Here is a 25,220-nt window from a genome sequence, read left to right as displayed (position 1 = left end):
CGGTCGAACGCCCACCCCGCGGCCCGCATCGCGGCCCGCTCCGCCGCGTGCCCGCGGGCCGGGCGGATCCGGACCGGGGTGCCGCGCCGGGTGACCGTCCCGCCGTTCGCGGCCCGCTCGCGCAGGTGGACCAGCACATCCGGGATGTCGATGGCCACCGGGCAGACCTCGTAACAGGCACCGCACAGCGACGAGGCGTACGGCAGCGACGCCGCCAACTCGTCCTCCATGCCCTGGAGCTGCGGGGTCAGGATGGCGCCGATGGGGCCCGGATAGACCGAGCCGTAGGCGTGGCCGCCGGTCCGCTCGTAGACCGGGCACACGTTCAGACAGGCCGAGCAGCGGATGCACCGCAGCGCCTGCCGCCCGACGGTGTCGGCCAGCGTGTCGCTGCGCCCGTTGTCCAGCAGCACCAGATGGAAGGCGCGCGGCCCGTCGCCCTCGGAAGTGCCGGTCCACAGCGAGGTGTACGGATTCATCCGCTCCGCCGTCGACGAGCGGGGGAGGAGCTGGAGGAACACCTCCAGGTCCCGCCAGGTCGGCACGATCTTCTCGATGCCCACCACCGAGATCAGGGTCTCCGGCAGCGTCAGGCACATCCGCCCGTTGCCCTCGGACTCCACCACCGCGAGCGTGCCCGTCTCGGCCACCACGAAGTTGGCACCCGAGACCGCCACCTTCGCCCGCAGGAACTTCTCCCGCAGGTGCAGCCGCGCCGCCTCGGCCAGCTCCGCCGGCTCGTCGGTGAGACCGTCAGGCGCCGGCCGGCCCCACGTCGCCATCCGGTCGGCGAAGATCTCGCGGATCTCGCCCCGGTTGCGGTGGATCGCCGGCACCAGGATGTGCGAGGGCCGGTCCTCGCCCAACTGCACGATCAGCTCCGCCAGATCCGTCTCGTACGCGGTGATGCCGGCCGCCGCGAGCGCCTCGTTGAGGCCGATCTCCTGGGTGGCCATCGACTTCACCTTGACCACCTCGCGCTCGCCGGTCTCCCGCACCAGGTCGGTGACGATCCGGTTCGCCTCGGCCGCGTCGGCGGCCCAGTGCACCACGCCCCCGGCCGCGGTGACCCGCTCCTCCACCTGGAGCAGGTAGTGGTCGAGGTGCCGCAGCGTGCGCTCCTTGATCGCCGCCCCGGCCGCGCGCAGCGCCGCCCAGTCCGACAGTTCGGCCACCGCCGCCGCCCGGCGGGCCCTGATGGTGCCGGTGGCGTGCCGCAGGTTCCCCCGCAGCACCTCGTCCCGCACCGCCGCCTCGGCCGCCACCGGGAAGGCCGGCATCCCCACGAACACGCCGCCGCTCACCAGATCTCCTCCTCCGTGCTGGCCAGGATCTCCGCGATGTGCACGGGACGCACCGTCGCACCCATCCGCGACAGCGTGCCACCGATGTGCATCTGACACGAGTTGTCCACCGTGCACACCGCCGACGCGCCCGTGTCCACGACCGCCCGCGCCTTGTCCGCCCCCATCGCGGCCGACACCGCCGCGTTCTTCACCGCGAAGGTGCCGCCGAACCCGCAGCACTCCTCGGCGCCAGGAAGCTCGACCAGTTCGAGCCCGCGCACCGCGCGCAGCAGCTGCTGAGGACGCTCGCCGAGCCCCAACATCCGCAGACCGTGGCACGTCGGATGGTAGGTCACCCGGTGCGGGTAGTAGGCCCCGACGTCCGTCACGCCCAGCACGTCCACCAGGAACTCCGTCAGCTCGAGCGTCCGCGGCACCACCGAGTCCGCCACCCGGGCCAACGCCTCCCCGCGCCCCTCGGCCCGCGCCCGCGCCCCCACCCGGGGGTAGTTCTCCCGGACCATCGCCGTGCACGAACCCGAGGGCGTCACCACATGGTCGAAGCCCTCGAAGACCCGCCCGAACCGCGCCACCAGCGGCTCGGCCGCCCGCCGGTACCCGGTGTTGAACTGCGCCTGCCCACAGCACGACTGCTCCAGCGGGAACTCCACCTCCACCCCGAGACGTTCCAGCAACGCCACCACCGCCCGACCCGTCCTGGGGTACAGCGTGTCGTTCACACACGTCACGAACAGCGCAACCCGCATCCCTCAACTCCCTTCCCGGTCGCCGACGCGCGCGGCCGCCTCGGCCCACGCCGCCCCGTCACCCGAGGGCGTATGGTGCCGCAACGGCTGCGTCCCGCGCAGCAGCGCCCGCAGTTCGGCGAGCCCGCCGCGCACCGCGCCCGCCGCCCGCGCCTGTACCAGCACGTTGCCGAGCGCCGCAGCCTCGGCCGGGCCGGCCACCACCGGCAGCCCGCAGGCGTCGGCCGTCAGCTGGCACAGCAGCTCGTTGTGCGCGCCGCCGCCCACCACGTGCACCGTGTCCACCGCGAGTCCGGAGAGCCGCTGGGCGTCGAACACCGCGGCCCGGTGCGCGAGCGCCAGCGAGTCCAGCACACAGCGCGCCGTCTCCGCCCGGTCCCGCGGCTCCGGCTGCCCCGTGCGCCGGCAGGCGGCCGCGATCCGCTCCGGCATCCGGCCCGGCGCGATGAACGCCGGATCCCCCGCGTCCACCACCGACCGCAGCGGCTCGGCCCGCCCGGCCGCCGCGAGCAGCGGCCCGAGCTCCGCCGGCTCGCCGTCCGACGACCACTCCCGCAGGCACTCCTGGAGCAGCCAGAGCCCCATGATGTTGCGCAGGTAGCGGACCGTGCCGTCCACGCCCAACTCGTTGGTGAAGTTGGCCCGCCGGCTCTCCTCGCCGAGCACCGGCGCGGCCAGCTCCACCCCGGCCAGCGACCAGGTGCCGGTGGCGATGTAGGCGAACCGCCCGTCCGCCGCCGGCACCCCGGCCACCGCCGAGGCCGTGTCGTGCGAGCCGACCGCCGTCACCGGCACGGGACCGGTGAGCCCCGTCTCCGCCAGCACCTCGGGCAGCAGCCGGCCGGCCGGATCGCCTGGCCGGCGCAACGGCGGGAAGAGCCCCAGGTCCACGCCCACCGCGTCGGCGACCCGGGACGACCAGTCCCGGGAGCGCGGATCGACCAGCTGGGTGGTGGACGCGTTGGTCAGCTCCGTGCCCTGCACCCCGGTCAGCCAGTACGCCAGCAGATCCGGGATCAGCAACAGCCGCCGGGCCGCCGCCAGTTGCGGGCTGCCCTGGGCGGCGGCCAACTGGTACACCGTGTTGAACGGCAGGTGCTGCAACCCCGTGGCGGCGTACAGCTCCGCCGGCGAGAGCCGCTCCGCCACCCGCTCCGCCGCCCCTTCCGTGCGTGCGTCCCGGTAGTGCACCGGATTGCCGAGCAGCGCGCCCGACGCGTCGAGCAGGCCGTAGTCCACGGCCCACGAGTCGATCCCGACCCCGGCCAGCCGCCCGCCGGCCGCCCGCCCCGCCGCCCGCAGCCCGTCCAACACCCCCTGGTACAGCGCCAGGATGTCCCAGTGCAGCGTCCCACCCACCCGCACCGGCCGGTTGGGGAAGCGGTGCACCTCGCGCAGCGAAAGACCGCCGCCGGTCAGCGAGCCCAGCATCACCCGCCCGCTGGACGCGCCGAGGTCCACCGCGGCGAACGGCGGGTCGGCGCTCCCGGGAGCGGGGCCTGGAACGGAGTCGGACACGGGGCAACACCTCGGCAGGATGGGGGAGTCGGGACGGGGGCTGGACGGGAACGGGACGGAAGCGGGGCGGAGCCGGGGTGGCGAGGGCGTCCTCAGCGCAGGAACGCGGCGGCCACCCCCGCGTCCACGGGGATGTGCAGCCCCGTGGTGTGCGTCAGATCGCCGCCGGTCAGCGCGAACACGGCGTTCGCCACGTGCTCGGGCAGCACCTCGCGCTTCAACAGCGTGCGCTGCGCGTAGTACTCGCCGAGCTTCTCCTCGGGAACGCCGTAGACCGCGGCCCGCTTGGCGCCCCAGCCGCCGGCGAAGATCCCGGAGCCGCGCACCACCCCGTCCGGGTTGATGCCGTTGACCCGGATCCCCTGCGGGCCGAGCTCCGCCGCCAACAGCCGCACCTGGTGCGCCTGGTCGGCCTTGGTCGCGCCGTAGGCGATGTTGTTGGGCCCGGCGAACACGCCGTTCTTGGAGGAGATGTAGACGATGTCGCCGCCGAGGCCCTGCTCGACCATCACCCGGGCCGCCTCGCGCGAGACCAGGAACGAGCCGCGCGCCATGATGCCGTGCTGCCGGTCCCAGTCCTCGGTCGTCGTCTCCAGCAGCGGCTTGGAGATCGAGATGCCGGCGTTGTTGACCACCAGGTCGACGCCGCCGAAGGCCAGCACCGCGGCCTGGAACCCCGCCGCGATCTGCTCCTCGGAGGTGACGTCCACCGCCACCGCCACGGCCCGGTCGGCACCGCCGAGTTCCGCGGCCACCGTCTCGGCGGCCGCCACGTCCCGGTCGGCCACCACCACGCAGGCGCCCTCGGCCACCAGCCGGTGCGCGATCGCCCGTCCGATCCCCGAGCCGCCGCCGGTCACCAGCGCGATCCTGGTCGCCAGCGGCTTCGGCGGCGGCATCCGCCGCAGCTTGGCCTCCTCCAACTCCCAGTACTCGATCCGGAACTTCTCCGACTCCTCGATCGGCGCGTAGGACGAGACCGCCTCGGCGCCGCGCATCACGTTGATGGCGTTGACGTAGAACTCGCCGGCCACCCGCGCCGTCTGCTTGTCCTTGCCGAACGAGAACATGCCCACGCCCGGCACCAGCACGATCGCCGGGTCGGCGCCGCGCATGGCCGGCGAGTCGGCCGTCGCGTGCCGCTCGTAGTAGGCCGCGTACTCCTCCCGGTACTCCGCGTGCAGCTCCCGGAGCCGCGCCAGCGCCTCGTCGAGCGGCGCGTCCGCCGGCAGGTCGAGCACCAGCGGCCGCACCTTGGTGCGCAGGAAGTGGTCGGGGCAGGAGGTGCCGAGCGCGGCCAGCCGCGGGAGCTCCGTCCTGGCCAGGAAGTCGAGCACCACATCCGAGTCCGTGAAGTGCCCGACCTGCGGCCGGTCGGCCGAGGCCAACGCCCGGATCGTCGGAGCCAGTTCGGCCGCCCGGGACAGCCGCAGGTCCCCGGGCAGCGGCTCGAAGCCGGCGCGCACCGGGCCGAACGGCTCGGGCCGCCCGCGCTCGGCGAGGAACGCCTCCGCGGTCCTGATGATGTGCAGCGAGTTCCGCTCGCACTCCTCGCTCGTCTCGCCCCAGGCCGTGATGCCGTGGCCGCCGAGCACGCAGCCGACGGCCTCCGGATGGGCCTCCCGCACCGCCGCGATGTCCAGGCCGAGTTGGAAGCCGGGCCGCCGCCACGGCACCCAGACCACCAGGTCGCCGAAGCACTCCCTGGTGAGCTTCTCGCCGTCCGCGGCGCAGGCCAGCGCGATGCCCGAGTCCGGGTGCAGGTGGTCCACGTGGGGCGCCTCGACCAGGCCGTGCATGGCCGTGTCGATCGACGGGGCCGCCCCGCCCCTGCCGTGCAGGCAGTAGTCGAACGCGGCGACCATCTCGTCCTCGCGCTCCACGCCGGGGTAGACGTCGCGCAGCGCGCGCAGCCGGTCGAGGCGCAGCGCGGCCAGGCCCTCGGCGCGCAGCGTGCCGAGGTCGCCGCCCGAGCCCTTCACCCACACCAGCTCGACGTCGCCGCCGGTCACCGGGTCGGTGGCGGCGCCCTTGGCCGAGGTGTTGCCGCCCGCGTAGTTGGTGTTCCGCGGGTCCGCGCCGAGCCGGTGGGAGCGGTCGAGCAGCGCCTCGACCGCCGGGTGGAGCTCGGTGCCCTTCTCCGATGGGTTGCTCATCGTCGTCACGCCCCCCAGCCGGCCTGCTGGCCGCCCACGCGCTCGGTCCTGATCCGCTCGGCCCAGCCGGAGGCCCGGTAGGCGGCGATCGGGTCGGGGTCGAGCCCCTGCTCCTCCCGCACCTCGGCCAGCAGCGGCCGGACGTCGGTGTTGAAGGCGTCCATCACGACCGCGTTGGCGCCGAGCACGTCGCCCTCGGCCTGCGCGGCGCCGAGCGCCTCCCGGTCCACCAGGAGCGCCTTGGCGGTGGCCTCCTGGACGTTCATCACCGAGCGGATGATCGCCTGGATCTTCGGCTCGATGTTGTGGCACTGGTCGAGCATGAAGGCCACCTCGGAGGTGAACCCGCCGCCGCGCACCACCTCGTACATGATGCGGAACAGCTGGAACGGGTCGGCGGCGCCGACCATCAGGTCGTCGTCGGCGTAGAAGCGGGAGTTGAAGTCGAAGCCGCCCAGCTTCCCCTCGCGCAGCAGCACCGCGACGATGAACTCGATGTTGGTGCCCGGCGCGTGGTGCCCGGTGTCCACCACGACCTGCGCCTTGGGGCCGAGCCGCAGGCAGTGCGCGTAGGCGGTGCCCCAGTCCGGCACGTCGGTGCTGTAGAAGGCCGGCTCGAAGAACTTGTACTCGAGCAGCATCCGCTGGTCGTCGCCGAGCCGCGCGTAGACGGCGTCCAGCGCCTCGGCGAGCCGGTCCTGGCGGCCGCGGACGTCGTCCTGCCCCGGGTAGTTGGTGCCGTCGGCGAACCAGAGCTTCAGATCGCGGGAGCCGGTGGCGTCCATGATGTCCACGCACTCGAGGAGGTGGTCGAGTGCCTTGCGGCGCACGGTGGCGTCCGGGTGGCAGACGCTGCCGAGCCGGTAGTCGTCGTCCTGGAAGGTGTTGGAGTTGATGGCGCCGATCCGGAGCCCCTGGTCCTCGGCGTACCTCGCCAGCGCGGCGTAGTCGTCGACCCGGTCCCAGGGGATGTGCAGCGCGACGGTCGGCGCGATCCCGGTGTACCGGTGCACCTGGGCCGCGTCGTCCAACTTCTCGCGCGGGGTGCGCGGCACCCCCTCCTGCGCGAACACCTTGAAGCGGGTGCCGGAGTTTCCGTAGGCCCACGACGGGGTCTCGATTGACTGCGAGGTCAGTGCCGCCTTGACGGCGGATGGGGCGGTCATGCGATCAGGGCTCCCGGGGTGCGGACACCGAATATGAATCGTTTCACTAGGCGACGCTAAGAGCGGTTGGCGATCGCTGTCAAGGGAGCGGGATCATGATCGGCGTGCCGTTCGCCGTTCGGTGGGCCGTCGGCGTTGAGCTGGGGATCTTGACGCTCGTCGGCGGGGGTGGCTAGCTTGCCGGGGTTCGAGTGAATCCTTTCATTGGGTGAATCCCTCAGCCCCGCCGTCCGCGGTCGCGCCCCGCGCCCCGCGGCCAGGGGTGACTGCGGAGAGGCGGGCGACCATGTCGCGGCGGGTGTGTTTTCTGCTCAAGGTCAGGGCGGACCGGACCGAGGAGTACCGGGAGCGGCACGCCGCCGTCTGGCCGGAGATGCTGGCCGCGCTGTCCGACGCCGGCTGGCACAACTACTCGCTCTTCCTGCGCGAGGACGGGCTGTTGGTGGGCTATCTGGAGACGGACGACTTCGCCGCGGCGCAGGAGGCGATGGCCGCCACCGACGTCAACGCCCGCTGGCAGGCGGAGATGGCGGAGTTCTTCGAGTCCCTGGACGGCGCGCGCCCCGACGAGGCCATGAAGCCGCTGACCGAGGTCTTCCATCTGGCCTGAGCGCGCACGCCGCGCACGGTCCGTACCATGGCCGGGCGGTGACTGGCGCGTAACGGAGATGAACGGGGCACGGCACATGGCGCACACGGTGGGGATCAAGGAAGTCGCCCGGCAGGCGGGGGTGTCGGTGGGCACGGTCTCCAACGTGATCAACCGCCCCCACATGGTCGCCGACGAGACCAGGGAGCGGGTCCAGAGCGCCATCGTCGAGCTCGGCTACGTGCGCAGCGAGTCGGCCCGTCAACTGCGCGCCGGCCAGAGCCGGATCATCGCGCTGCTGGTCCTCGACATGGGCAACCCGTTCTTCGTGGACGTGGCCTCGGGCGCCGAGCGGGTGGCCCGCGCCGCCACCCTCGGCGTGATGCTCTGCAACAGCGCGCAGAGCACCTCGGAGGAGTCCGACTACCTCTCGCTCTTCGCCGAGCAGCGGGTGCGCGGGGTGCTGGTCACCCCGGCCGACATGTCAGGGCGGAACCTGGCCGACTTCCGCCGCCACGGCATCCCGTTCGTGCTGGTCGACCGGGTGCTGCCGAGCGCCGAGGGCTGCTCGGTCTCGGTGGACGACGTGCTGGGCGGCACCCTCGCCGTGCGGCACCTGCTCGCCAGGGGCCACTCCTCGGTGGCCTACGTCAGCGGCCCGATGACGCTCCAACAGTGCCAGGACCGCAAGGAGGGCGCGGAGGCCGCGCTCGCCGAGGCCGGGCTGCCGGCCTCGGCGCTGCGCCACCTGGAGGCGGAGCGGCTCGACGTGGCGGCCGGGCGGGACGCGGGCGGCCGGCTGCTCGGGATGGCCGACCGGCCCACGGCGGTGTTCTGCGCCAACGACCTGCTGGCCCTCGGTGTCCTCCAGGCGCTGTTCGCGGCCGGGGTCCGGGTGCCGGACGAGGTCGCGCTCGTGGGCTACGACGACATCGAGTTCGCCGCGGCGGCGGCCGTCCCCCTGACGTCGGTGCGGCAGCCGGCCGTCCGGATGGGGCGGCAGGCCGCCGAGCTGCTGCTCGAGGAGACGGGGGAGGACGCCGGGCTCCACCGGCACCAGCGCATCGTGCTCGACCCGGAGCTGATCGTCCGTGAGTCCAGCATGGCCGCGCGGGGCTGAACCGGGTCGCTCGTTCGCCCCGCCCCGTGCCCGCGGGCGCCACCGGTCGCGGCGGTCCTTCGGTGGGCGGGATCCGCCGTCGACCGCCGTACGGTCAGTCGGCCCCGGAGCCGAGGAGGCCACGGATGCGACCGCTGAGCCGTTGGAACTCCGGACTCTCCAGCGTCGGCTCGTACTCCCGGCGGCCCGGGATGTCGATGGGGAACTCCTCGATGACGCGCCCGGGGCGCGGCCCCATGACGATGGCGCGGGAGCCCAGGTACACCGCCTCGGTCACCGAGTGCGTCACCAGCACGACCGTCATGCCGGTGGCCTCCCAGATCCGGCGCAGCTCGACGTTCATGTTCTCCCTGGTCAGCGCGTCGAGGGCGCCGAAGGGTTCGTCCATGAGCAGGACGTCGGGCTCGTGCAGCAGGGCACGGCAGAGGGACACCCGCTGCTGCATCCCGCCGGAGAGTTCGAAGGGCATGGCGTTCTCGAAGCCGGTCAGGCCGGTCATCTCGATGAGTTCGTCGGCCCGCTCGCGCGCCCACGCCTTCGGCAGTCCGCGCATCTCGGCCTGGAACAGGATGTTGCCGCGGGCGTTGCGCCAGTCCAGGAGCGCCGGGCGCTGGAAGACGAACCCGACGTCGCGGCGGGGGCCCACGACGGGGGTGCCACGGAGCGTCACCTGGCCGGCGCTCGCTCGGGTCAGCCCGGCGACGACCCGCAGCAGGGTCGATTTCCCGCAGCCCGAGGGGCCCGCGATGCTGAGGAACTCGCCCGGCGCGATGGTCATGTCGATGCCGCTGAGCGCGTGCACCGTGCGGCTCCTGGTCCTGAAGGTGACGTCGACGCCCCGGAGGGCGACCATGGCGCCCTCCGAAGGGGCCGCTCCGCCCCTCGTGCCGCTCCGGTCGCCGTCGAAGGTGCTGGCGAGCACGGTCACTCCCCTCCCGTCGTGAACGAGGCGTCGAAGTAGGCCTCGGTCTCCCGGGGTTCCTCGATCAGCCCCGCCTCGGCCAGCACCTCGATGGTCCCCCGCCAGTCCTCCTCGGCCGTGTGGCCGGGGGCCTGCCCCTCGGTGTTCTCCGTGGTGAGCAGCGAGATCGTCTCCTGCCACTGGCTGAGGAGCACGTCGGTGCCCGGCATCTGCGGGTCCCCGGTGTCCATGGCGGCGACGGCGTCCTCGGGGGACTCCCGCGCGGCCTCGAAGGCCGCCGAGGTGGCGGCCACCATCCGCTCGACCAGGTCGCGGTCTTCGGCGATGCGGGAGGTGTGGGTGATGAGGCCGTTGCTGAAGAAGTTCAGCCCGGCGTCGGTGTAGCGCAGGTAGGTGACCTCCCTGCCGCTGGCGTCCGCGAGCGTCGGGCCCTGGTCGTGGGCGAAGCCGATGAGGCCGTCGACCTGGCCGCTCAGCATCGCCGCGCTCTTGCCGGCGGAGTCGAGGTTCTGCTGTTGGACGTCGGACTCGGAAAGCCCCACCGCCTCCAGGTACATGGGGAAGGTGAGGGTGACCGCGTCGCCCGCGGAGACGGCTATCGTCCGGCCGCTGAGGTCCGCCGGCTCCTCGATGCCGGTCTCGCTGAACACCTGGACGGCGGACGGGGTCGACTGGAGGAAGACGCCCACGGATCTCACGTCGACGCCGCTGTCGATGTTGGCGAGCACCGCCGGGGTGTCCGCCCAGCCGAAGTCGAAGTCCTGCTGGCCGACGGCCTGGACGGTTCTGGCGGAGCCCTGCCCGGCCTCGATGGTGAGCGAGATCCCGTGCTCCTCGAAGATTCCCTCCTCCACGCCGTAGTAGAAGGGGGCGTGCTCGCCGTAGGGGTACCAGTTGAGCTGTAACGTGACCTCGTCGTCGCCGTTCCCCTGGCTCTCCTCGCCGTCGCCGCCTCCTCCGCAGGCGACGAGGGCCAGGGCGCTGACCCCGGCGACGAGGGCGGTCAGGGTGGAGCGCGCCGTCCTGAGGGATGTTCGACTGGCCATGAGGCATCCTTCGGTCGTGTGCGGTTGGTCGGGCGAGCGGTTCAGCGTCGGTTGCGGCGCGAGGCGTGCCACGGGATCAGGAACATCTCGGCGACCTGGATGACCGCGAAGAGCAGGATGCCGAGCGCGGACATGATGATGAGCGCGGCGAAGAGCATCGCCGTGTCGAGGTTGCCGTTGGCCTGGAGGATGACGTAGCCGAGGCCGGAGTTGGCGCCGACGAACTCACCCACGACCGCGCCGGTGACGGCCAGCGTCGCGGCGACCTTGAGCCCGGACAGCAGCTCGGGCAGCGCGGCGGGGAGGCGGACCTTCCAGAAGGTCCTGACGGGCGACGCTCCCATGGTGGAGGTGAGTTCGAGGAGTTCGGGGTCGACCGAACGCAGGCCGCTGATCCCGGAGATGACCACCGGGAAGAACGCCATCAGCACGGCCACGAGGATCTTCGGGCTGGCGCCGAAGCCGAGCCACACCACGAACAGCGGCGCGATCGCGATCTTCGGGATCACCTGGGCGAAGAGAATAAGCGGGTAGAACGTCTTTTCCAGCGTGGACGAGTAGACCATCAGCACGGCGAAGAGAATGCCGACGAGGCCGGCGATCGCGAACCCGGCGAGGGTTTCGCCCGTGGTGACGAGCGTGTGCTCCCACAGGTAGTCGGGGTAGTCGGCGAAAGCCCGCCAGGTGTCTCCGGGTGAGGGAATGATGTAGGGCTCGACGAACTCGGTGGCGGTCACGAGAAACCACGTCACCACCAGCAACACGAGAAACGTGACGGGATAGACGGCGGCGATCGCTCCGCGCGATGCGCGACGCCTGCGACCTGATCCACTTTCGGGTGGTGGGACTGATGAAACGGCTGGGGCATGGGGTGCCTGTTGAGTCATCCGGAACCTCACGTCGCACTTCAGGAGACGGGGGTGAGAAGCCTCGCTATGCTGGATAGCGCTTACCCGCTTGGATAGCGCTTTCCCCGGGACATTAAAGTTGGCGTGGGTGGAGGGGTCAATGCCTGTGCAAAGGGCGGGTGGTGGGAAGCGGAAGCCGCGGGCGTCCGGTGGGAGTCCGACCCTCACGGACGTGGCCGCCCGCGCCGGAGTGTCCCCGGCCACCGCGTCCCGGGTGCTCAACGACAGCGACCGCAAGGTCGGTCCCGAACGCCGGGAGCGGGTCCTGCGCGCCGCGCGGGAGATGAACTACCGGGCGGACCTCTCGGCGCAGGCCATGGCCCGCGGCACGGCTCCCGTCCTCGCCCTGCTCGTCAGCAGCATCGACGACCCGTACTTCTCCGCCATCGCCGAGGGGGTCGCCAGGTCCGCCCGCGCGCACAGCGTGATCGTCACGATCGCGATCACCGCGCGCGACAGCGAGTGGGAACTCGCCTCCCTGCGCATGGTCCGCGGACAACGGCCACGCGCCATCCTGGTGAGCGGGAGCCGCGTCGCGGGCGACCGCCACGCCGAGGCGCTGCTCGCCGAGCTTCGCGGATTCGCGGACAGCGGTGGCAGGGCCGTCTTCCTGAGCCAACCGGTCGGCGGCCTCGGCGCGGTGCACCCGGCCAACACCTCGGGCGCGAGGGAACTCGGCGCGGCGGTCGCGAACCTGGGGTACCTGAGGGTGGCGGTGGTCACGGGGTGGGAGCGCCTGTTGACCGTGGCCGAGCGCACGGAGGGCCTGCGCCAGGGGCTCGCCTCCCTGGGGGGCGAGATCGCGATGGTCGAGAGCGACACCTTCGACCGCCTGGGCGGCTACCGGGCCACCCGGAGGCTGATCGAGTCCGGCCGGATCGCCGACGCCGACGTGCTGTGCGCGGGCAACGACTTCATGGCGGTCGGCGCGATGACCGCGCTGCGGGACAGCGGGATCGAACCGGGTCGCGACATCGCCGTCACCGGCTTCAACGACATCGCCACCGCGGCGGACGTCACCCCCCAACTCACCACCGTGCGCTTCCCGCTCGCCGAGATCGGCCGCCGGGCGGCCGACCTCGCCCTCGACGGCACGGCGTCGCACACCGAGGACGTCCTCGTACCGGGACAGGTGATCCTGCGCGCCTCCTGCCCGCCGCGGGCGGGTTGACGTCCGCCGGGCGATCCCGGCGTTCACGCGGTCCCTCGTATTGACAGGATTCCGGGGAATCCCTAGCTTCCCCGGGATGGGAAGCGCTTACCCTTCCCATCCGGCCGGCGATTCACAGGAATCAGCCCAGGTGGCAGCCCGCGACATTCACGGAGATCCGCGCGTTCATCGAATCCGTCTCCGAGCCGATCCCGACGACTGACAGAACGCCTGACGATCCCTAGCTCCCCGAGCCGTGTAAAGGAGTCAGTTCATGCGTGTGAGGCCACGTCGCCATCCAACACTAGCCCTGGGGGTCGCCCTGGTCGCCGCGGTATTCCTGCCGGTGACCTCGGCCAACGCCGCCTCCGACGACGACCTGCCGCCCCAGGAACCCGGTGTCACGCTCCGGGCTTTCGACGTCGGATTCGAGCCGGAGCGGATCTGCGTCCTGACCGAGGGGCAGACCCCGAACATCGATGTTCTGCGACCCACCGTCGACTGGGAGTCGGACGCGGACTTCGGCGGGATCGCGAACAACTTCATGGGGCACGTGATCGCGAACATCCACGTTCCCGAGGACGGCGGCTACGACTTCCGGGTCACCAGCGACGACGGCTCCCGGCTGTACCTCGACGGCGAGGAGATCATCGCGAACGACCAACGGCAGCCTCCGACGTCGGCCGACGGCCGGGCCGAACTGACCGCCGGCGCGCACGCCCTGCGCATCGACTACTTCCAGGGCGCCTACGGCAAGGCGCTGCGCCTGGAGTGGCAGCCACCGGGGGAGGACGCGTTCGTACTCGTGCCGGAGTCGGTGCTGACCACCGACGCCGGTGTCACCAGGGTCACCTCGCCCGGGGTCAAGAGCTGCGCGGACGTCAACGCCAGCCCCGGGGACGGGGCGCCGCTGGCCGGGGTCCACCCCGACTACATGCTGACCGACCTGCGGCCCGAGGGCTACGAGCCGAAGGTCACTGGCATGGACTGGTTCGACGACGGCCGCATGGTCATCACCACCTGGGCCGGCCGGGAGAGCTTCGACGGCGCCGTGGAGATCGTGGACGGCACCGTCGGGGAGGACGCCGACCCCGCGGACATCACCACCGAGGTCGTCGCGACGGACATGAACGAGCCGCAGGGCGTGCTCGTGGAGGACGGCGAGGTCATCGTCGCCGAGAAGCATCAGCTCAGCAGGCTGATCGACGCCGACGGCGACGGCTTCTACGAGGACAAGGCGGCCATCGCCAGCTGGCCGAGCGGCGGCACCTACCACGAGTTCGGGTTCGGCCTCCTGGCCGACGACGACTACTACTACCTGAACCTGTCGGTGGCCATCACCCCGGGCGGCAGAACCACGGTGCCCCAGCACGTCGAGAACCGCGGCACCTCGGTGCGGATCGACAAGGAGACCGGCGAACTGGAGTACGTCGCCGGTGGGTTGCGTACCCCGAACGGGATCGGCTGGGGCCCAGAGGGCGAGGTCTTCGTGACGGACAACCAGGGGGACTGGCTGCCGTCGTCGAAGCTGCTCGAGATCGAGCCGGGCGCCTTCTACAACCACTACACGACCCCGCCGGGCCCGTTCGACGACCAGCCGGTCACCGAGCCGGTGCTGTGGCTGCCCCACGGCGAGATAGCGAACTCGCCGACCAATCCGGTGCAGGTCGAGGAGGGCGTGTTCGAGGGGCAGACGGTCTTCGGCGACGTCACCTACGGCGGCATCCAGCGGGCGTTCCTCGAGGAGGTCGACGGCCGGCGGCAGGGCGCGGTCTTCCGGATGACCCAGGGTCTGGAGTCCGGCGTCAGCCGCCTCGCCATCGGCCCGGACGGCTCGTTCTACGTCGGTGGCATCGGCGGTGGCGGCAACTGGCAGCAGCCCGGCAAGCTCACCTACGGCCTCCAGAAGCTGACGCCCACCTCCGAGGACGCCATGGACATCCTGTCGATGGAGATCACCGAGACCGGCTTCGACCTCACCTACACCAAGCCGGTCTCCGCCGACGTGGTCGAGAACGCCGTCGAGCGGTACGAGGTGGAGCAGTGGACGTACACGCCCACCTCCCAGTACGGCGGCGAGAAGCAGCACGAGGAGGTCCTGTCCGTCGCCGACGCCTCGGTGTCCGACGACGGGCGCACGGTGAGCCTGGACATCCCGGGGCTGCGCGAGGACCGGGTCGTGCACGTGCGTTCGCCACGCCCGTTCGAGTCCGCCGACGGCACCGCGCTGTGGAGCACCGAGGCCTGGTACACCGTCCACAACATCCCCGACTACGTCGAGCCGCCCAACGAACTCGGCATGTACGAGGCCGAGGACGGGGAACTGCGCGGTCGGGCCGACCTCGACGACGAGCACGGCAACCACACAGGCGACGGCTACGTCGACGGTTTCGACAACATCGGCGCCGAACTGACCTGGAACGTGTCGGTCGACGAGGCCGGGACCTACCCGGTGACCTTCCGGTACTCCAACGGTCCCAACCCGTACGTCGGCACCAAGACCATCTCGCTCGACGTCAACGGCGAGGACCTGGGACAGATCGCGGTCGAGACGACCGGGACCTGGCAGACCTGGGCCGACCACGTCGAGCAGCTCCCACTCGAGGCGGGGGCGAACACCATCACGGTCTCCGCCGGCGAGGACGACGACCGCCATGTGAACTGGGACCACCTGCGCGTCCAGCAGGAGCCCTGCGCCCCGGCCGATCCGGGCGAGGGCTACCGCGCGTTGTTCGACGGCACCGAGGAGAGTTTCGCCGAGTGGGAGACGGCCGGTCCCGGCGGCTTCATCCTCCAGGCCGACTGCACGATGCGGTCCGTCGGCGGCCTGGGGCTCATCACCCATCCCGACGAACTCACCGACTACCGGCTGAAGTTGGACTGGAAGATGGCCGGGGACGACAACTCGGGCGTGCACATCGGCGTCCCGGATCCCGAGGGCGACCCCGAGGCGCGCAACCAGGGCTTCGAGGTGCAGATCGACGCCACGGACGAGCCGGAGCGCACCACGGGCGCGATCTACAACTTCCAGGGCGCCGACATCGCCGCCCGGGACGCCGCGCTGAACCCGCCAGGCGAGTGGAACACGTACGAGATCGTGGTCGAGGACCTGAACGTCCGGGTCTACCTCAACGACGTGCTGATCAACGACTTCGACACCGAGGGCGCCGACCCCGACCGGGACCTCGCCTCGGGGCGGGTCGGCCTGCAGAACCACCACACCGGTTCCGACGTCTGGTTCCGCGACGTGCGGGTCATGGACCTGTGAGGTCCGCACGGAGCGGGGCCGGGGTGTGAGGAGCTGGCCGGGTCGTGAGGAACGGGAGGGCGGACACCCGCAGGTCGTGTCCGCCCTCCCGGCACCGGGAGGCAATGGTCTGTACCAGGGGCGGGGGCTCGGCCATACTGTCCGCCGAGCGCGTCCCCCACCCCCACCGAGGAGCGGACCCCCATGCACCTGCGCACCCGGCTCCGTCGCCGGCTGGCGACATCCGGCCTGCTCGCCCTCACGGCCGCGGCCGCCCTGGCCACCGCGCCGCCCGCCGCGGCCGCCGACACCTGGAACGAGGTCGGCTCGGACCGCGCCGACCCGCTGACCGAGAGTCAGGGCCTGGCCTCCGTCGAGGTCCCGGCCAACAGCCCCAACCGCTACACCGGGATCGGCACCATCCCCGCCGACCTCCGCTTCCGCGGCTGGAACCACGTCGGCGACCCCGACGCCTCCTACGACGGCCACTACATAGAGCCGTACCAGCGGGACTCCGGTGACACCAAGATGTTCCGGGTACAGGCGCCGGGCGGGGGCTGGTCGGAGTACACGCACACCCTCCGCCCCGGCGAGGCGCTGAACAACTCCTGGGTCGCCGTCACGCCCGACGGCCAGTGGATGCTGGCCGGGGAGTACGGCACCATGAACCGGCTGCTGGTCTTCCCCACCCCCGGCGTCAACCCGGACACCTCGCCGTCGGCCGACCTCCCGTGGGTCACCACCGTCGACCTCGACCACCCGGTGCGCGACGTCCAGGGCTGCGACTTCTCCGGCCCCACCACGCTGCTGTGCTCGTCGGACGACCCGGAGGGCAGCCTGTTCGGCATCACCAAGCCGCTGCTCGGGATCGACCTGTCAGGGCCGCCGAGCGGCGCGGCCGACGTGTCGGGGCACGTCACGGCGCTCCGCCAACTCCCGCTGCGCAGCGGCTGCTCCGGCGCCTTCGAGACCCAGGGCGTCGACTACGACCGCCGCACCGGCACCCTGCGGGTGATCGTGATGTCGCCGGGCTTCTGCGTCCTGACGGACAGCATGACGTACCGGTTCACCCGCGGTTGAGCCGACCGCCGACCGCCGACCGCAGGCCTTCTCGGCGATCGACGCCGGGCACGCCTGAGCCCGAGGTGCCGCACACGGTGAGCTCGACCGTGTGGGCGCCTCGGGCCCGAAACCTCAGTCGGCCGGCGGGCGTTCTCCCGGCCGCCGCCCGCTCAGCCGACGGGGGAGCCGGGGCGCTGCGGCGCGATGCCCACCTCGGTCATGTAGGCGGAGAGCACCAGCCTGCCCACCGCCGGATACGCGCCGAGCGGCTCGGCGGCCGCGCAGCCGGCCTCGTCGGCCGCGGCCTCCAGCAGGCCATCGGGGATCTCCGGGCCGATCAGGCAGGGCGCGAGGGCGAGTTGCTGGGAGCCGGCGTCGGTGAGCTTGGCCGCGGTGTCCGCCACCGCGCCGTCCTCGTCGAGGGCCGCGGCCAGCACCGGCACGGCCAGCCGCGCGGACAGCAGCATCCCGGTGATGCCCGCCGCCTGCACCGCCTCGTCGCCGCCCACCGTCGCGAGCACGATGCCGTCGGCCGCCGTGGCGACCGTGAACAGCCTGGCCCGGTCGGCGCGCGCGAGGCCCGCCTCGGAGAGCCGCACGTGCACGGCCTCGGCGAGCAGCGGGTGCGGGCCGAGGACGTCGGTGAGCCCCGCGCCGGAGCCGCTGCTCAGCACCGCCTGCCGTATGACCCGCAGATGGGAGCTGTCGGGGCTGGCCAGCAGCGGGACCACGACAGGCGAGGGCCGTTCCGCGTCGTCCAGGTCGCCGCCCGCCTCTTCCACGATCCCCGCCAACACCTGCTGCAGGGACGGGAACTCCTCGTGCTGGCCCTCGGAGAAGCCGATCCGCGCGTCGAGCCCGGGCAGCTCGGAGCGCGCGATGCTCACGACCTCCTCGGCGACGGAGAGGCTGGCCGACGAGGGCGAGCCGGGCACGGCGAGCACCAGCGTCGGCGCGCCGTCGGGCGCCGACACCGGCTCGGGGCGGCGGTGCCGTCCTGGCTGACGTGGACGTGGCATTCGTACGGGGAGGCCGGATCCCGGCCCAGTGGGGGAGCTCATGTCGCCGCATGTTAATGCCTTGATGTGGTTGGCAGTTCGCCCGGGGGGATCCGGTCACCTTCCATCCCGTTTTGTCCCGCGCGTCGGTGTGAGCCTCCGAGGTCGACGCGTTACCGCTCGTGTGCCGGGCCACCAGCCTCCGAGGCGTCGTGCAGGGACAGCAGCCCGGGTGCGGTCGGCAGCCCGAGCGATCCCCGGGCGGCGCGCGCGGCGACCGACAGTGCGCCCTCCAGCGGATCGCCCTGGGCCGGCACGATCGTGGCGTCGGGCAGCCGGGCGGCCAGCTCCTCCCGGAGCGGGAGCAGCAACGGCTCGCCGAGGCGCAGGAGGCCGCCGGTGAGAGCCACCCGGGCCGCCGGGCCCGGCGGGCAGACGGCGGCGGCGGTGCGCGCGATCTCCCGCGCCGCCTCCCGGAGGATCCCCGCCGCGACGGGATCCGCCGGCTCGGCGGCCGCGCACCTGGCGACCTCGGGCGCGAACGAGGCCAGCCACGCCGGCCGGTCGGACCGCGGATACACCAGAAGCGGCAGCCCGGCGGCCGGGCCGAACACCGCCTCGGCCCTGGCCAGCAGGGCCGCAGAGCCACCCGCGCGCCCGTCGTGGGCGCGCAGCGCCGCCTCGAGACCGGCTCGGCCGATCCAGGAGCCGCCCCCGCAGTCGCCCAGCAGATGGCCCCAGCCGTCGGCCCGGCGCCAGCCGCTCCCGTCGAGACCGAGGGCGATCAGGCCGGTGCCGGCGGCCACCACGGCGCCCGGGTGCTCGCCGAGCGCTCCCACGTAACCCGTCACCACGTCGGCCGCGAGCGCGGTGCGGCGCGCCCCGAGACCGTCGGCCAGGGCCCCTGGCAGTTCGGCGCGCAGCCGCTCGCCCAGGGAGATCATGCCGGCGGCGCCCACACAGACGGCCACCACCCGGGTGCCGTCCGCCTTGGCCAGCAACTCCCGCGCGGCGGGCAGCAGCCGGGCGATCAGCCACTCGGCGTCGATGCCCGCGCTCCCGGTCGGCACCGGCTCGCCCGACGCCACCGAGCCGCACGGCTCGGGCGGCCCCGAAGCCGCCACCCTGGCCAGCGCCACGCGGAGCCCCGAGCCGCCGGAGTCCACCCCGAGCACGAACCGGGGCTCGCCCGCGGGGCCGTCGGTCACGGCAGCTTCCAGTCGACCGGCGCCGCGCCCTGCTCCTCGAGCAGCGTGTTGGCCCGGCTGAAGGGGCGGGAGCCGAAGAAGCCACGGTCGGCCGACATGGGGGAGGGGTGCGCCGACTCCACGGTCGGCACCGGGCCGAGCAGCGGCCTGGCGTTGCGCGCGTCGCGCCCCCAGAGGATCGCCACCAGCGGTTTGCCGCGGGCCGCCAGCGCCTTGATGGCCTGCTCGGTGACCTCCTCCCAGCCCTTGCCGCGGTGGGCGCCAGGCCGGCGCGGGGCCGTCGTCAGCGCCCGGTTCAGCAGCAGCACGCCCTGGTCGGTCCACGGCGTCAGATCGCCGGTGGACGGCCTGGGCAGCCCCAGGTCGGTGTTGAGCTCCCGGTAGATGTTCTCCAGCGAACCGGGCAACGGGCGCACGTCGGGGGCGACCGAGAAGCTGAGGCCCACCGCGTGGCCCGGCGTGGGATAGGGATCCTGACCGACGATCAGCACCCGCACCTCGGCGAAGGGCTGCTGAAAGGCTCTCAGGACGTTGGGCCCGGCCGGCAGATAGGTGCGCCCGGCGGCGATCTCGCCGCGCAGGAAGTCGCCCATGGCGGCGATCCGGTCGGCCACCGGGGCCAGGGCCTCGGCCCAACCGGGCTCGATGATCTCGTTCAATGGTCGTGCTGCCACGGTCCGTCACCCTACTGGCCCCGCCTGGCTCCGGTCTCCCGATCCGGGATTCCGGACACCCCCACGGCCCCTCGTGTCCACGGCGATCCCCGGCCGGGGTCCCCGGTCCGACCTCCGTCGTCGGACCAGGCCAGTGTGTACCAGACCACTGACAGTGCGTGTTCGCGGGGACGGCGGAACCGCTCGCCGGTCGTCCGGATCCGGGGGGTCACGTCGTCCGCCGGCACGGGCGCCCGGACGCCTCTCGTACACTTGGCCGCATGAGCCCGAGCACGCCAGGCGCCGCCGCCGGCCGCGACCTACCGCACCCGGGGCGCCAGCAGATCCGCCTCGAGGAGGTGCTGCACGCGTTGTCCGACCCGGTGCGGCTCGCGGTGGTCAGCCGGCTCGCCGTGGGGGACGAGGAGCTCGCCTGCTCCGTCTTCGACGTGCCGGTCAGCAAGTCCACCAGTACCCACCACTTCCGGGTGCTGCGCGAGAGCGGCGTGATCCGGCAGGTCTACCGCGGCACCGCCAAGATGAACGCGCTGCGTAGGGCCGACCTCGACGCCCGGTTCCCCGGCCTGCTCGACGCCGTCCTCGCCGCCGCCCGCCACGGGCACCCGCAGCCGGTCGCCGGGTAGCCGCCGCACCGGGCGGCCGAACTGGGGCCTGTCTTCCGGATCTTCGTGGGGCCGCGACTCCCCCAGGCCTGGCGGCCTGGGAGGTGCCCCCAGACACGGCACCTCGCTTCGTTACCGAATCGCGCGAATACGGACGAGTATGAGCTGCGCTGCGGTCGATGTGCGGCTCCGCCGCGTGGGGCGCCTTGCGCGAAGCGAGTGGGGGCACTCCCCCAAGCACTCCGTGCAGGGGGCACCCCCACCCAGGCCGCCAGGCCTGGGGGAGCCAAGGCCTGATCCACGAAGATCCAAAAGACAGGCCCTACCCGCCGCGCGCCGCGGTCAGCAGCCCTGCCCAGTCGGCGATCTTCACGGTCCCGCGCGACAGCGACCTGCCCAGCTCGGCCTCGGCCGCCTCGATGCCCAACCAGCCCGGCCACTCCACCGGTTCGCAGCCCGCGGCACGCAGGCCGGCCACCGGGTCGCCGGCCGCCACCTCCCGGGCCGCCAGGGCCGGCAGGTCGGCGAGCACCGCGGCCGCGGTCTCCTTCGCGCAGGACCGGTTGCTGCCGATCACCCCCGTCGGCCCGCGCTTGATCCATCCCGCCACGTACGCCCCGGGCAGCGGCGCGCCGTCCCGCAGCACCCGGCCCGCGGCGTGCGGCACCGTGCCGCCGGCCGGATCGAAGGGCAGCCCGGGCAGCGGCACGCCCCGGTAGCCGACCGACCGCAGCACCAACCCCGCCTCGATGTCCACCGGTTCGCCGGTGCCCACCACCCCGCCCGCCCCGTCGGGCGCGGTCCGCTCGAACCGCACGGCGCGCACCGCGCCGGCCGGGTCGCCGAGGATCTCCACCGGGCGCAGGAAGAACCTGAGCCGGATCCGGCGCCCCTGGCCGTTCGCGGGGCGGCCGGCGAGGTCGCGCAGCGCGGCGACGTTGCGCCGCGCGACGGCCGGCAGCCCCGTGGGGTCCCCGTAGCCGGGATCCGCCGCCAGTTCGGCCTCCCGCACGGTCACCCGCGCGCCCGGGAGCCCGCCCAGCTCCCGCAGCTCCTTGGTGGTGAACTTGGCCTGCGCGGGACCGCGCCTGCCCACCATGTGCACCTCGCGCACGCCGCTGGCCGTCAGGGCGTCGAGCGGCGTCTGGGGGATGTCCGTGCCCCTGAGCTCGTCGGCGCCGCGCGCCAGGATCCGGGCCACGTCCACCGCGACGTTGCCCACCCCGATCACCACCGCGGCGCGCGCGCCGAGGCCGAAGTCCCGGACGGCGACGTCGGGATGACCGCTGTACCAGGAGACGAAGTCGGTCGCCGACCAGCTGCCCGCCAGGTCCTCGCCCGGTATCCCGAGCCGCCGGTCCCGCGCCGCCCCCACGCAGTAGACGACCGCGTGGTACAGCTCGCGCAGCCGCTCGGTCGGCACCCCGTCGTCGCCCACCCGCACGTTGCCGACGAAGCGGACCCGACCGTGTTCGAGGACCCGCCGCAGGCCGCCCTGGAGCGACTTGATCTTCTCGTGGTCGGGCGCCACCCCGTACCGCACCAGGCCGTACGGGCAGGGCAGCCGGTCCAGCACGTCCACCGCGAGCGGCTCGGCGCCGGCCGCGGTCCCGTCGACCAGGCACTGCGCCGTGTAGACGCCACTCGGTCCTGATCCGACCACCGCGACACGCAGCATGCCAGGCTCCTTCCGCCGCCGAGACGGAACGGTTCTCCAGCATGACACCGGCGGGCGTCGGAGGGGAGGGGTGTGCGTCGGCCGCGACGCCGGTCGGGGGCCGGTCGGGTCGGGACCCGGCGTCAGAGCATGGCCCGCATCCGGCCGATCTCGACGGTCTGCTCCGCGAGCACGTCGTTGGCCAACTGCTGGGCCTGGCCGTCGTTCCCCGTGGTCAGCGCGTCCGTCGCCATGGTCACCGCGCCCTCGTGGTGGGTGATCATCAGCTCCAGGAAGCGGCCGTCGAAGTCGGCGCCCTCCGCCCCCTCCAGGGACTCCAGCTGCTCGGGGGTGGCCATCCCCGGCATCTCGCTCGCCCCGTGGTCCCCGTGGTCGCCCGCACCGTCGCGGTTCTCGTCGGCGGCCGCGCCCGCGTTGCGCGCCAGCCAGGCCTCCATCGCGGCGATCTCCCCGGTCTGCGCCGCGGTGACGCGCTCCGCGAGCCGCCGCACCGCGTCGTCGGTCGTCCGCTCGTCGACCAGCTCCGCCATCACCAGCGCCTGCTCGTGGTGGCCGATCATCATGCGCATGAAGTCGAAGTCGGCGGCGTTGGGTTCCGCGCCCTCACGCGCCACCTCCCTGGCCTCCTCGGGCGACAGGGTCCGCGCTGGTTCCCCGGGCGCACCGGGGGCGATCACCGATGCCCCGTCGGCGTCGTCCGTCGACTCCGCGTCGCCGGTGCAGCCGGCCGCGAGGGCCAGGACCGCCGTGGCGGCCAGGGCGGCGAACAGAGATCCCCGACGTTCCGTCAACGTTCCTCCTCATGTACACAGATGACAGTCTGATTACCCATATTGATATGTACATGTGCGGGCGGATACTGAGGGGATCATGTTCCGCCCGACACGAGCGGAACCCCGTGGAATCGAGGGAGGACGCGTGACATCGTTGCACACACCCCCGGTGCGACGCAGACGGCTGGGGATCCTCGCCGCCGTCTCCGGCCTGCTGGCGACGCTCTTCATGGCGGGCCCGGCGTCGGCCACTCCGGACCCCGGCGACGGCTCCGTCCCCGGCGACGACGTCTCGCGGAGCGAGCGCGCCGAGGTCAGGGAGGCCATAGCCGAGGGCGAGATACCGGGCGTGGGCGAGATCGCGCACAGCGCGAACGTCACGCCGGTGGCCCATGTCCCGCACGCCTCAGGGCTCGCGGGCACCAACTCCGACATCGCCTTCCAGGGCCGGTACGCCTTCGCCGGCAACTACGACGGCTTCGTCGTCTACGACATCTCCCGCCCGGAGCGGCCCAGGATCGTCAGCCAGGTGCTCTGCCCCGGCGGTCAGGGCGACGTCGCCGTCAGCGGCGACCTGCTGATCCTCGCCGTCGACTCCTCGCGCAGCGACGACTCCTGCAACAGCGTCGGCCAGTCGGCGACGATCGAGGAGTCCTGGGAGGGCATCCGGATCTTCGACATCAGCGACAAGCGGAACCCGGAGTACGTGGCCGCCGTCGAGACCTCCTGTGGCTCGCACACCCAGACCCTCGTCCCCGACGGTCGCGACCTCTACGTCTACGTCTCCTCCTACTCGCCGAGCGCGTCCTTCCCCGACTGCCAGCCACCGCACGACGGCATCTCCATCGTCCGGGTGCCGCGCGGCGCTCCCGAGCGCGCCGAGGTCTCCAATTTCGAGGTGCTCTTCCCCGAGGGCGGCTTCCCCGGTGACGCGGACGGCTCCGCCACCACCGGTTGCCACGACATCACCGCCTACCCGCGGCTCGACCTGGCCGCCGGCGCCTGCATGGGCGACGGCATCCTGATGGACATCTCGGACCCGGCCAGGCCACGCGTCCTCGACCAGGTCCAGGACACCGAGAACTTCGCCTTCTGGCACTCGGCCACCTTCAGCCAGGACGGCTCCAAGGTGGTCTTCACCGACGAACTCGGCGGTGGCGGCGGCGCGATGTGCACCCCCGCGACCAGCGACGAACTCGGCGCCGACGGCATCTACCACATCACCGGCCGTGGCGACAACCGCCAACTGTCCTTCCAGAACTACTACAAGATGCCGCGTGAGCAGGCCACCACCGAGAACTGCGTGGCGCACAACGGCTCGCTGATCCCGGCCCGCGGCCGCGACATCATGGTCCAGGCCTGGTATCAGGGCGGCGTCTCGATCTGGGACTTCACCGACTCCCGGAACCCGCGGGAGATCGGCTACTTCGAGCGCGGCCCGCTCACCGAGGACGTGCTGACCTTCGGCGGCTCCTGGTCCGCCTACTACTACAACGGCTACATCTACTCCAACGACCAGGAGGGCCTCGACGTCCTGCGGATCGACGACCGGCGCACCGACAGCGCCGCCCGCGTCCGCCTGTCGGAGCTCAACGTCCAGACCCAGCCCAGCTACCGCTGAGTGAGCTGACGGGGTTTCGGCGGGGTCCCGCCGGGCGGTCGTTCACCCGGCGGGACCCCCGACTCCCAGGCCAGCCCGTACCGTTCGAACAACTCGGCGCGCAACCGCTCGGGTGGCATCGGCGCACCCGGCAGCAGCCGCGCCACCACCGCCCCCATCAACAGCGCCCGCAGCATGGCATAGTCGGTGTCGGGATCCGGTGAACCGTGGGCGACCACGGCCTCCCGCAGCAGCGCCGCGAGGCGGCGCTGCTCGGCGCAGTGGACGAACCCGCCGTGCTGGAGCAGCCCGGCCATGTGCGCCCGCATCAACACCGGCCGGTCGCCGGCCAGTCCGAGGATCGCGTCGATCGCCCTGGCCAGCAGCTCGTCGCCGGCCCGGGGGCCGGCCGGCACCGGCTGCTGCCCCAGCGCCTCGTCGAGCGTGAGGTGCATCAGGCGGTGCACGGCGGACTGCACCAGCTCGCGCTTGCCGGGGAAGTAGTAGGAGATCAGCCCGCGCGCCGCGCCGGCCCGATCCGCGATGTCGCCCAGGGTGGTCGCCTCGTAGCCGCGCTCCGAGACCAGCTCGACCGTTGCCTGAAGCAGCCGTTGTCGGGAGCGTCGGCGCATATCCGCATTGACCGATGCGCGGCGAGGCGACATGCTTGACCCCCGATGACTGGCTAACGGCCAATATACTCGGCTGGCGCCAGGAGACATCCGCCTCCGCCGCGGATTCCCGCCCGGC

21 protein-coding genes are annotated in these 25,220 nt (G+C 72.6%); 7 read left to right on the top strand and 14 right to left on the bottom strand.

What is annotated here, in order from left to right:
• The 5 genes from ACYVPE_RS10735 to rhaI form a co-directional block, all read right to left on the bottom strand.
• The coding region (locus ACYVPE_RS10735; RefSeq protein WP_461033253.1) for a lactate utilization protein B at nt 1-1,280 on the bottom strand (1,280 nt) is incomplete at its 3' end.
• A gap of 20 nt (nt 1,281-1,300) precedes the next feature.
• Nucleotides 1,301-2,053 carry a (Fe-S)-binding protein gene (locus tag ACYVPE_RS10730; RefSeq protein ID WP_461033250.1) on the bottom strand — a complete coding sequence of 251 codons (753 nt, stop codon included), beginning with the start codon at nt 2,051-2,053 and terminating at the stop codon, nt 1,301-1,303.
• Nucleotides 2,054-2,056: 3 nt separating this feature from the next.
• Nucleotides 2,057-3,571, bottom strand: a complete 1,515-nt coding sequence (locus ACYVPE_RS10725) for a rhamnulokinase (protein WP_461033249.1) — start codon at nt 3,569-3,571, stop codon at nt 2,057-2,059.
• Between the two features lie 92 nt (nt 3,572-3,663).
• Complete coding sequence (locus ACYVPE_RS10720; protein WP_461033248.1) at nt 3,664-5,727, bottom strand: bifunctional aldolase/short-chain dehydrogenase; 2,064 nt, start codon at nt 5,725-5,727, stop codon at nt 3,664-3,666.
• Between the two features lie 5 nt (nt 5,728-5,732).
• Nucleotides 5,733-6,893: an L-rhamnose isomerase gene (gene rhaI, locus ACYVPE_RS10715; protein WP_461033247.1), complete on the bottom strand. Its 1,161-nt coding sequence runs from the start codon at nt 6,891-6,893 to the stop codon at nt 5,733-5,735.
• A 286-nt stretch (nt 6,894-7,179) separates the two neighbouring features.
• On the opposite strand from rhaI, the gene ACYVPE_RS10710 reads away from it, so the two are divergent.
• A complete protein-coding gene (locus tag ACYVPE_RS10710; RefSeq protein WP_461033246.1) occupies nt 7,180-7,503 on the top strand; it encodes an L-rhamnose mutarotase in 324 nt (107 codons plus the stop codon).
• Nucleotides 7,504-7,579: 76 nt separating this feature from the next.
• Nucleotides 7,580-8,602, top strand: a complete 1,023-nt coding sequence (locus tag ACYVPE_RS10705) for a LacI family DNA-binding transcriptional regulator (RefSeq protein WP_461033245.1) — start codon at nt 7,580-7,582, stop codon at nt 8,600-8,602.
• A 94-nt stretch (nt 8,603-8,696) separates the two neighbouring features.
• Here ACYVPE_RS10705 and ACYVPE_RS10700 read toward each other — a convergent pair whose 3' ends face one another.
• The 3 genes from ACYVPE_RS10700 to ACYVPE_RS10690 all read right to left on the bottom strand — a co-directional run bounded on the left by ACYVPE_RS10700 (nt 8,697) and on the right by ACYVPE_RS10690 (nt 11,457).
• Nucleotides 8,697-9,455: an ABC transporter ATP-binding protein gene (locus tag ACYVPE_RS10700; RefSeq protein WP_461033252.1), complete on the bottom strand. Its 759-nt coding sequence runs from the start codon at nt 9,453-9,455 to the stop codon at nt 8,697-8,699.
• 71 nt (nt 9,456-9,526) lie between these two features.
• Entirely contained in the window at nt 9,527-10,570 is a 1,044-nt protein-coding gene (locus ACYVPE_RS10695) for an ABC transporter substrate-binding protein (protein WP_461033244.1), read from the bottom strand.
• 41 nt (nt 10,571-10,611) lie between these two features.
• Nucleotides 10,612-11,457, bottom strand: coding sequence for an ABC transporter permease (locus tag ACYVPE_RS10690; RefSeq protein WP_461033243.1), 846 nt, complete (start codon nt 11,455-11,457; stop codon nt 10,612-10,614).
• Between the two features lie 193 nt (nt 11,458-11,650).
• Here ACYVPE_RS10690 and ACYVPE_RS10685 point away from each other — a divergent pair, with 193 nt between their 5' ends.
• The 3 genes from ACYVPE_RS10685 to ACYVPE_RS10675 all read left to right on the top strand — a co-directional run bounded on the left by ACYVPE_RS10685 (nt 11,651) and on the right by ACYVPE_RS10675 (nt 16,955).
• Nucleotides 11,651-12,649, top strand: coding sequence for a LacI family DNA-binding transcriptional regulator (locus ACYVPE_RS10685; RefSeq protein WP_461033242.1), 999 nt, complete (start codon nt 11,651-11,653; stop codon nt 12,647-12,649).
• A 253-nt stretch (nt 12,650-12,902) separates the two neighbouring features.
• Nucleotides 12,903-15,896, top strand: a complete 2,994-nt coding sequence (locus tag ACYVPE_RS10680; protein ID WP_461033241.1) for a family 16 glycoside hydrolase — start codon at nt 12,903-12,905, stop codon at nt 15,894-15,896.
• Nucleotides 15,897-16,079: 183 nt separating this feature from the next.
• Nucleotides 16,080-16,955, top strand: a complete 876-nt coding sequence (locus tag ACYVPE_RS10675; protein WP_461033240.1) for a hypothetical protein — start codon at nt 16,080-16,082, stop codon at nt 16,953-16,955.
• Between the two features lie 152 nt (nt 16,956-17,107).
• On the opposite strand, the gene ACYVPE_RS10670 is transcribed toward ACYVPE_RS10675, so the two are convergent.
• The 3 genes from ACYVPE_RS10670 to ACYVPE_RS10660 form a co-directional block, all read right to left on the bottom strand.
• Nucleotides 17,108-17,998, bottom strand: coding sequence for a sirohydrochlorin chelatase (locus tag ACYVPE_RS10670; RefSeq protein ID WP_461033239.1), 891 nt, complete (start codon nt 17,996-17,998; stop codon nt 17,108-17,110).
• Between the two features lie 110 nt (nt 17,999-18,108).
• Complete coding sequence (locus ACYVPE_RS10665; protein ID WP_461033238.1) at nt 18,109-19,143, bottom strand: N-acetylglucosamine kinase; 1,035 nt, start codon at nt 19,141-19,143, stop codon at nt 18,109-18,111.
• Nucleotides 19,140-19,817 (bottom strand): uracil-DNA glycosylase, encoded by a 678-nt coding sequence (locus ACYVPE_RS10660; protein WP_461033237.1) that lies wholly within the window; start codon nt 19,815-19,817, stop codon nt 19,140-19,142. Before ACYVPE_RS10660 ends, ACYVPE_RS10665 begins: the two co-directional genes overlap by 4 nt.
• 260 nt (nt 19,818-20,077) lie before the next feature.
• Between ACYVPE_RS10660 and ACYVPE_RS10655 the strand changes: the two genes are divergently transcribed.
• Complete coding sequence (locus tag ACYVPE_RS10655; protein WP_461033236.1) at nt 20,078-20,440, top strand: ArsR/SmtB family transcription factor; 363 nt, start codon at nt 20,078-20,080, stop codon at nt 20,438-20,440.
• A 301-nt stretch (nt 20,441-20,741) separates the two neighbouring features.
• On the opposite strand, the gene ACYVPE_RS10650 is transcribed toward ACYVPE_RS10655, so the two are convergent.
• Together ACYVPE_RS10650 and ACYVPE_RS10645 are read right to left on the bottom strand one after the other, a co-directional pair.
• Nucleotides 20,742-22,097, bottom strand: a complete 1,356-nt coding sequence (locus ACYVPE_RS10650; protein WP_461033235.1) for an FAD-dependent oxidoreductase — start codon at nt 22,095-22,097, stop codon at nt 20,742-20,744.
• Nucleotides 22,098-22,219: 122 nt separating this feature from the next.
• Nucleotides 22,220-22,888 carry a DUF305 domain-containing protein gene (locus tag ACYVPE_RS10645; RefSeq protein WP_461033234.1) on the bottom strand — a complete coding sequence of 223 codons (669 nt, stop codon included), beginning with the start codon at nt 22,886-22,888 and terminating at the stop codon, nt 22,220-22,222.
• 127 nt (nt 22,889-23,015) lie between these two features.
• On the opposite strand from ACYVPE_RS10645, the gene ACYVPE_RS10640 reads away from it, so the two are divergent.
• Entirely contained in the window at nt 23,016-24,491 is a 1,476-nt protein-coding gene (locus tag ACYVPE_RS10640) for an LVIVD repeat-containing protein (protein ID WP_461033233.1), read from the top strand.
• Here ACYVPE_RS10640 and ACYVPE_RS10635 read toward each other — a convergent pair.
• Nucleotides 24,482-25,135 carry a TetR/AcrR family transcriptional regulator gene (locus ACYVPE_RS10635; RefSeq protein WP_461033232.1) on the bottom strand — a complete coding sequence of 218 codons (654 nt, stop codon included), beginning with the start codon at nt 25,133-25,135 and terminating at the stop codon, nt 24,482-24,484. The two genes, ACYVPE_RS10640 and ACYVPE_RS10635, sit on opposite strands and share 10 nt — an antisense overlap.
• Between the last annotated feature and the right edge of the window lie 85 nt (nt 25,136-25,220).

This window comes from Streptomyces mayteni, assembly GCF_054783955.1.
Note: the sequence above shows the minus strand (reverse complement) of the source record. Positions and strands in the feature narration are given on the sequence as shown.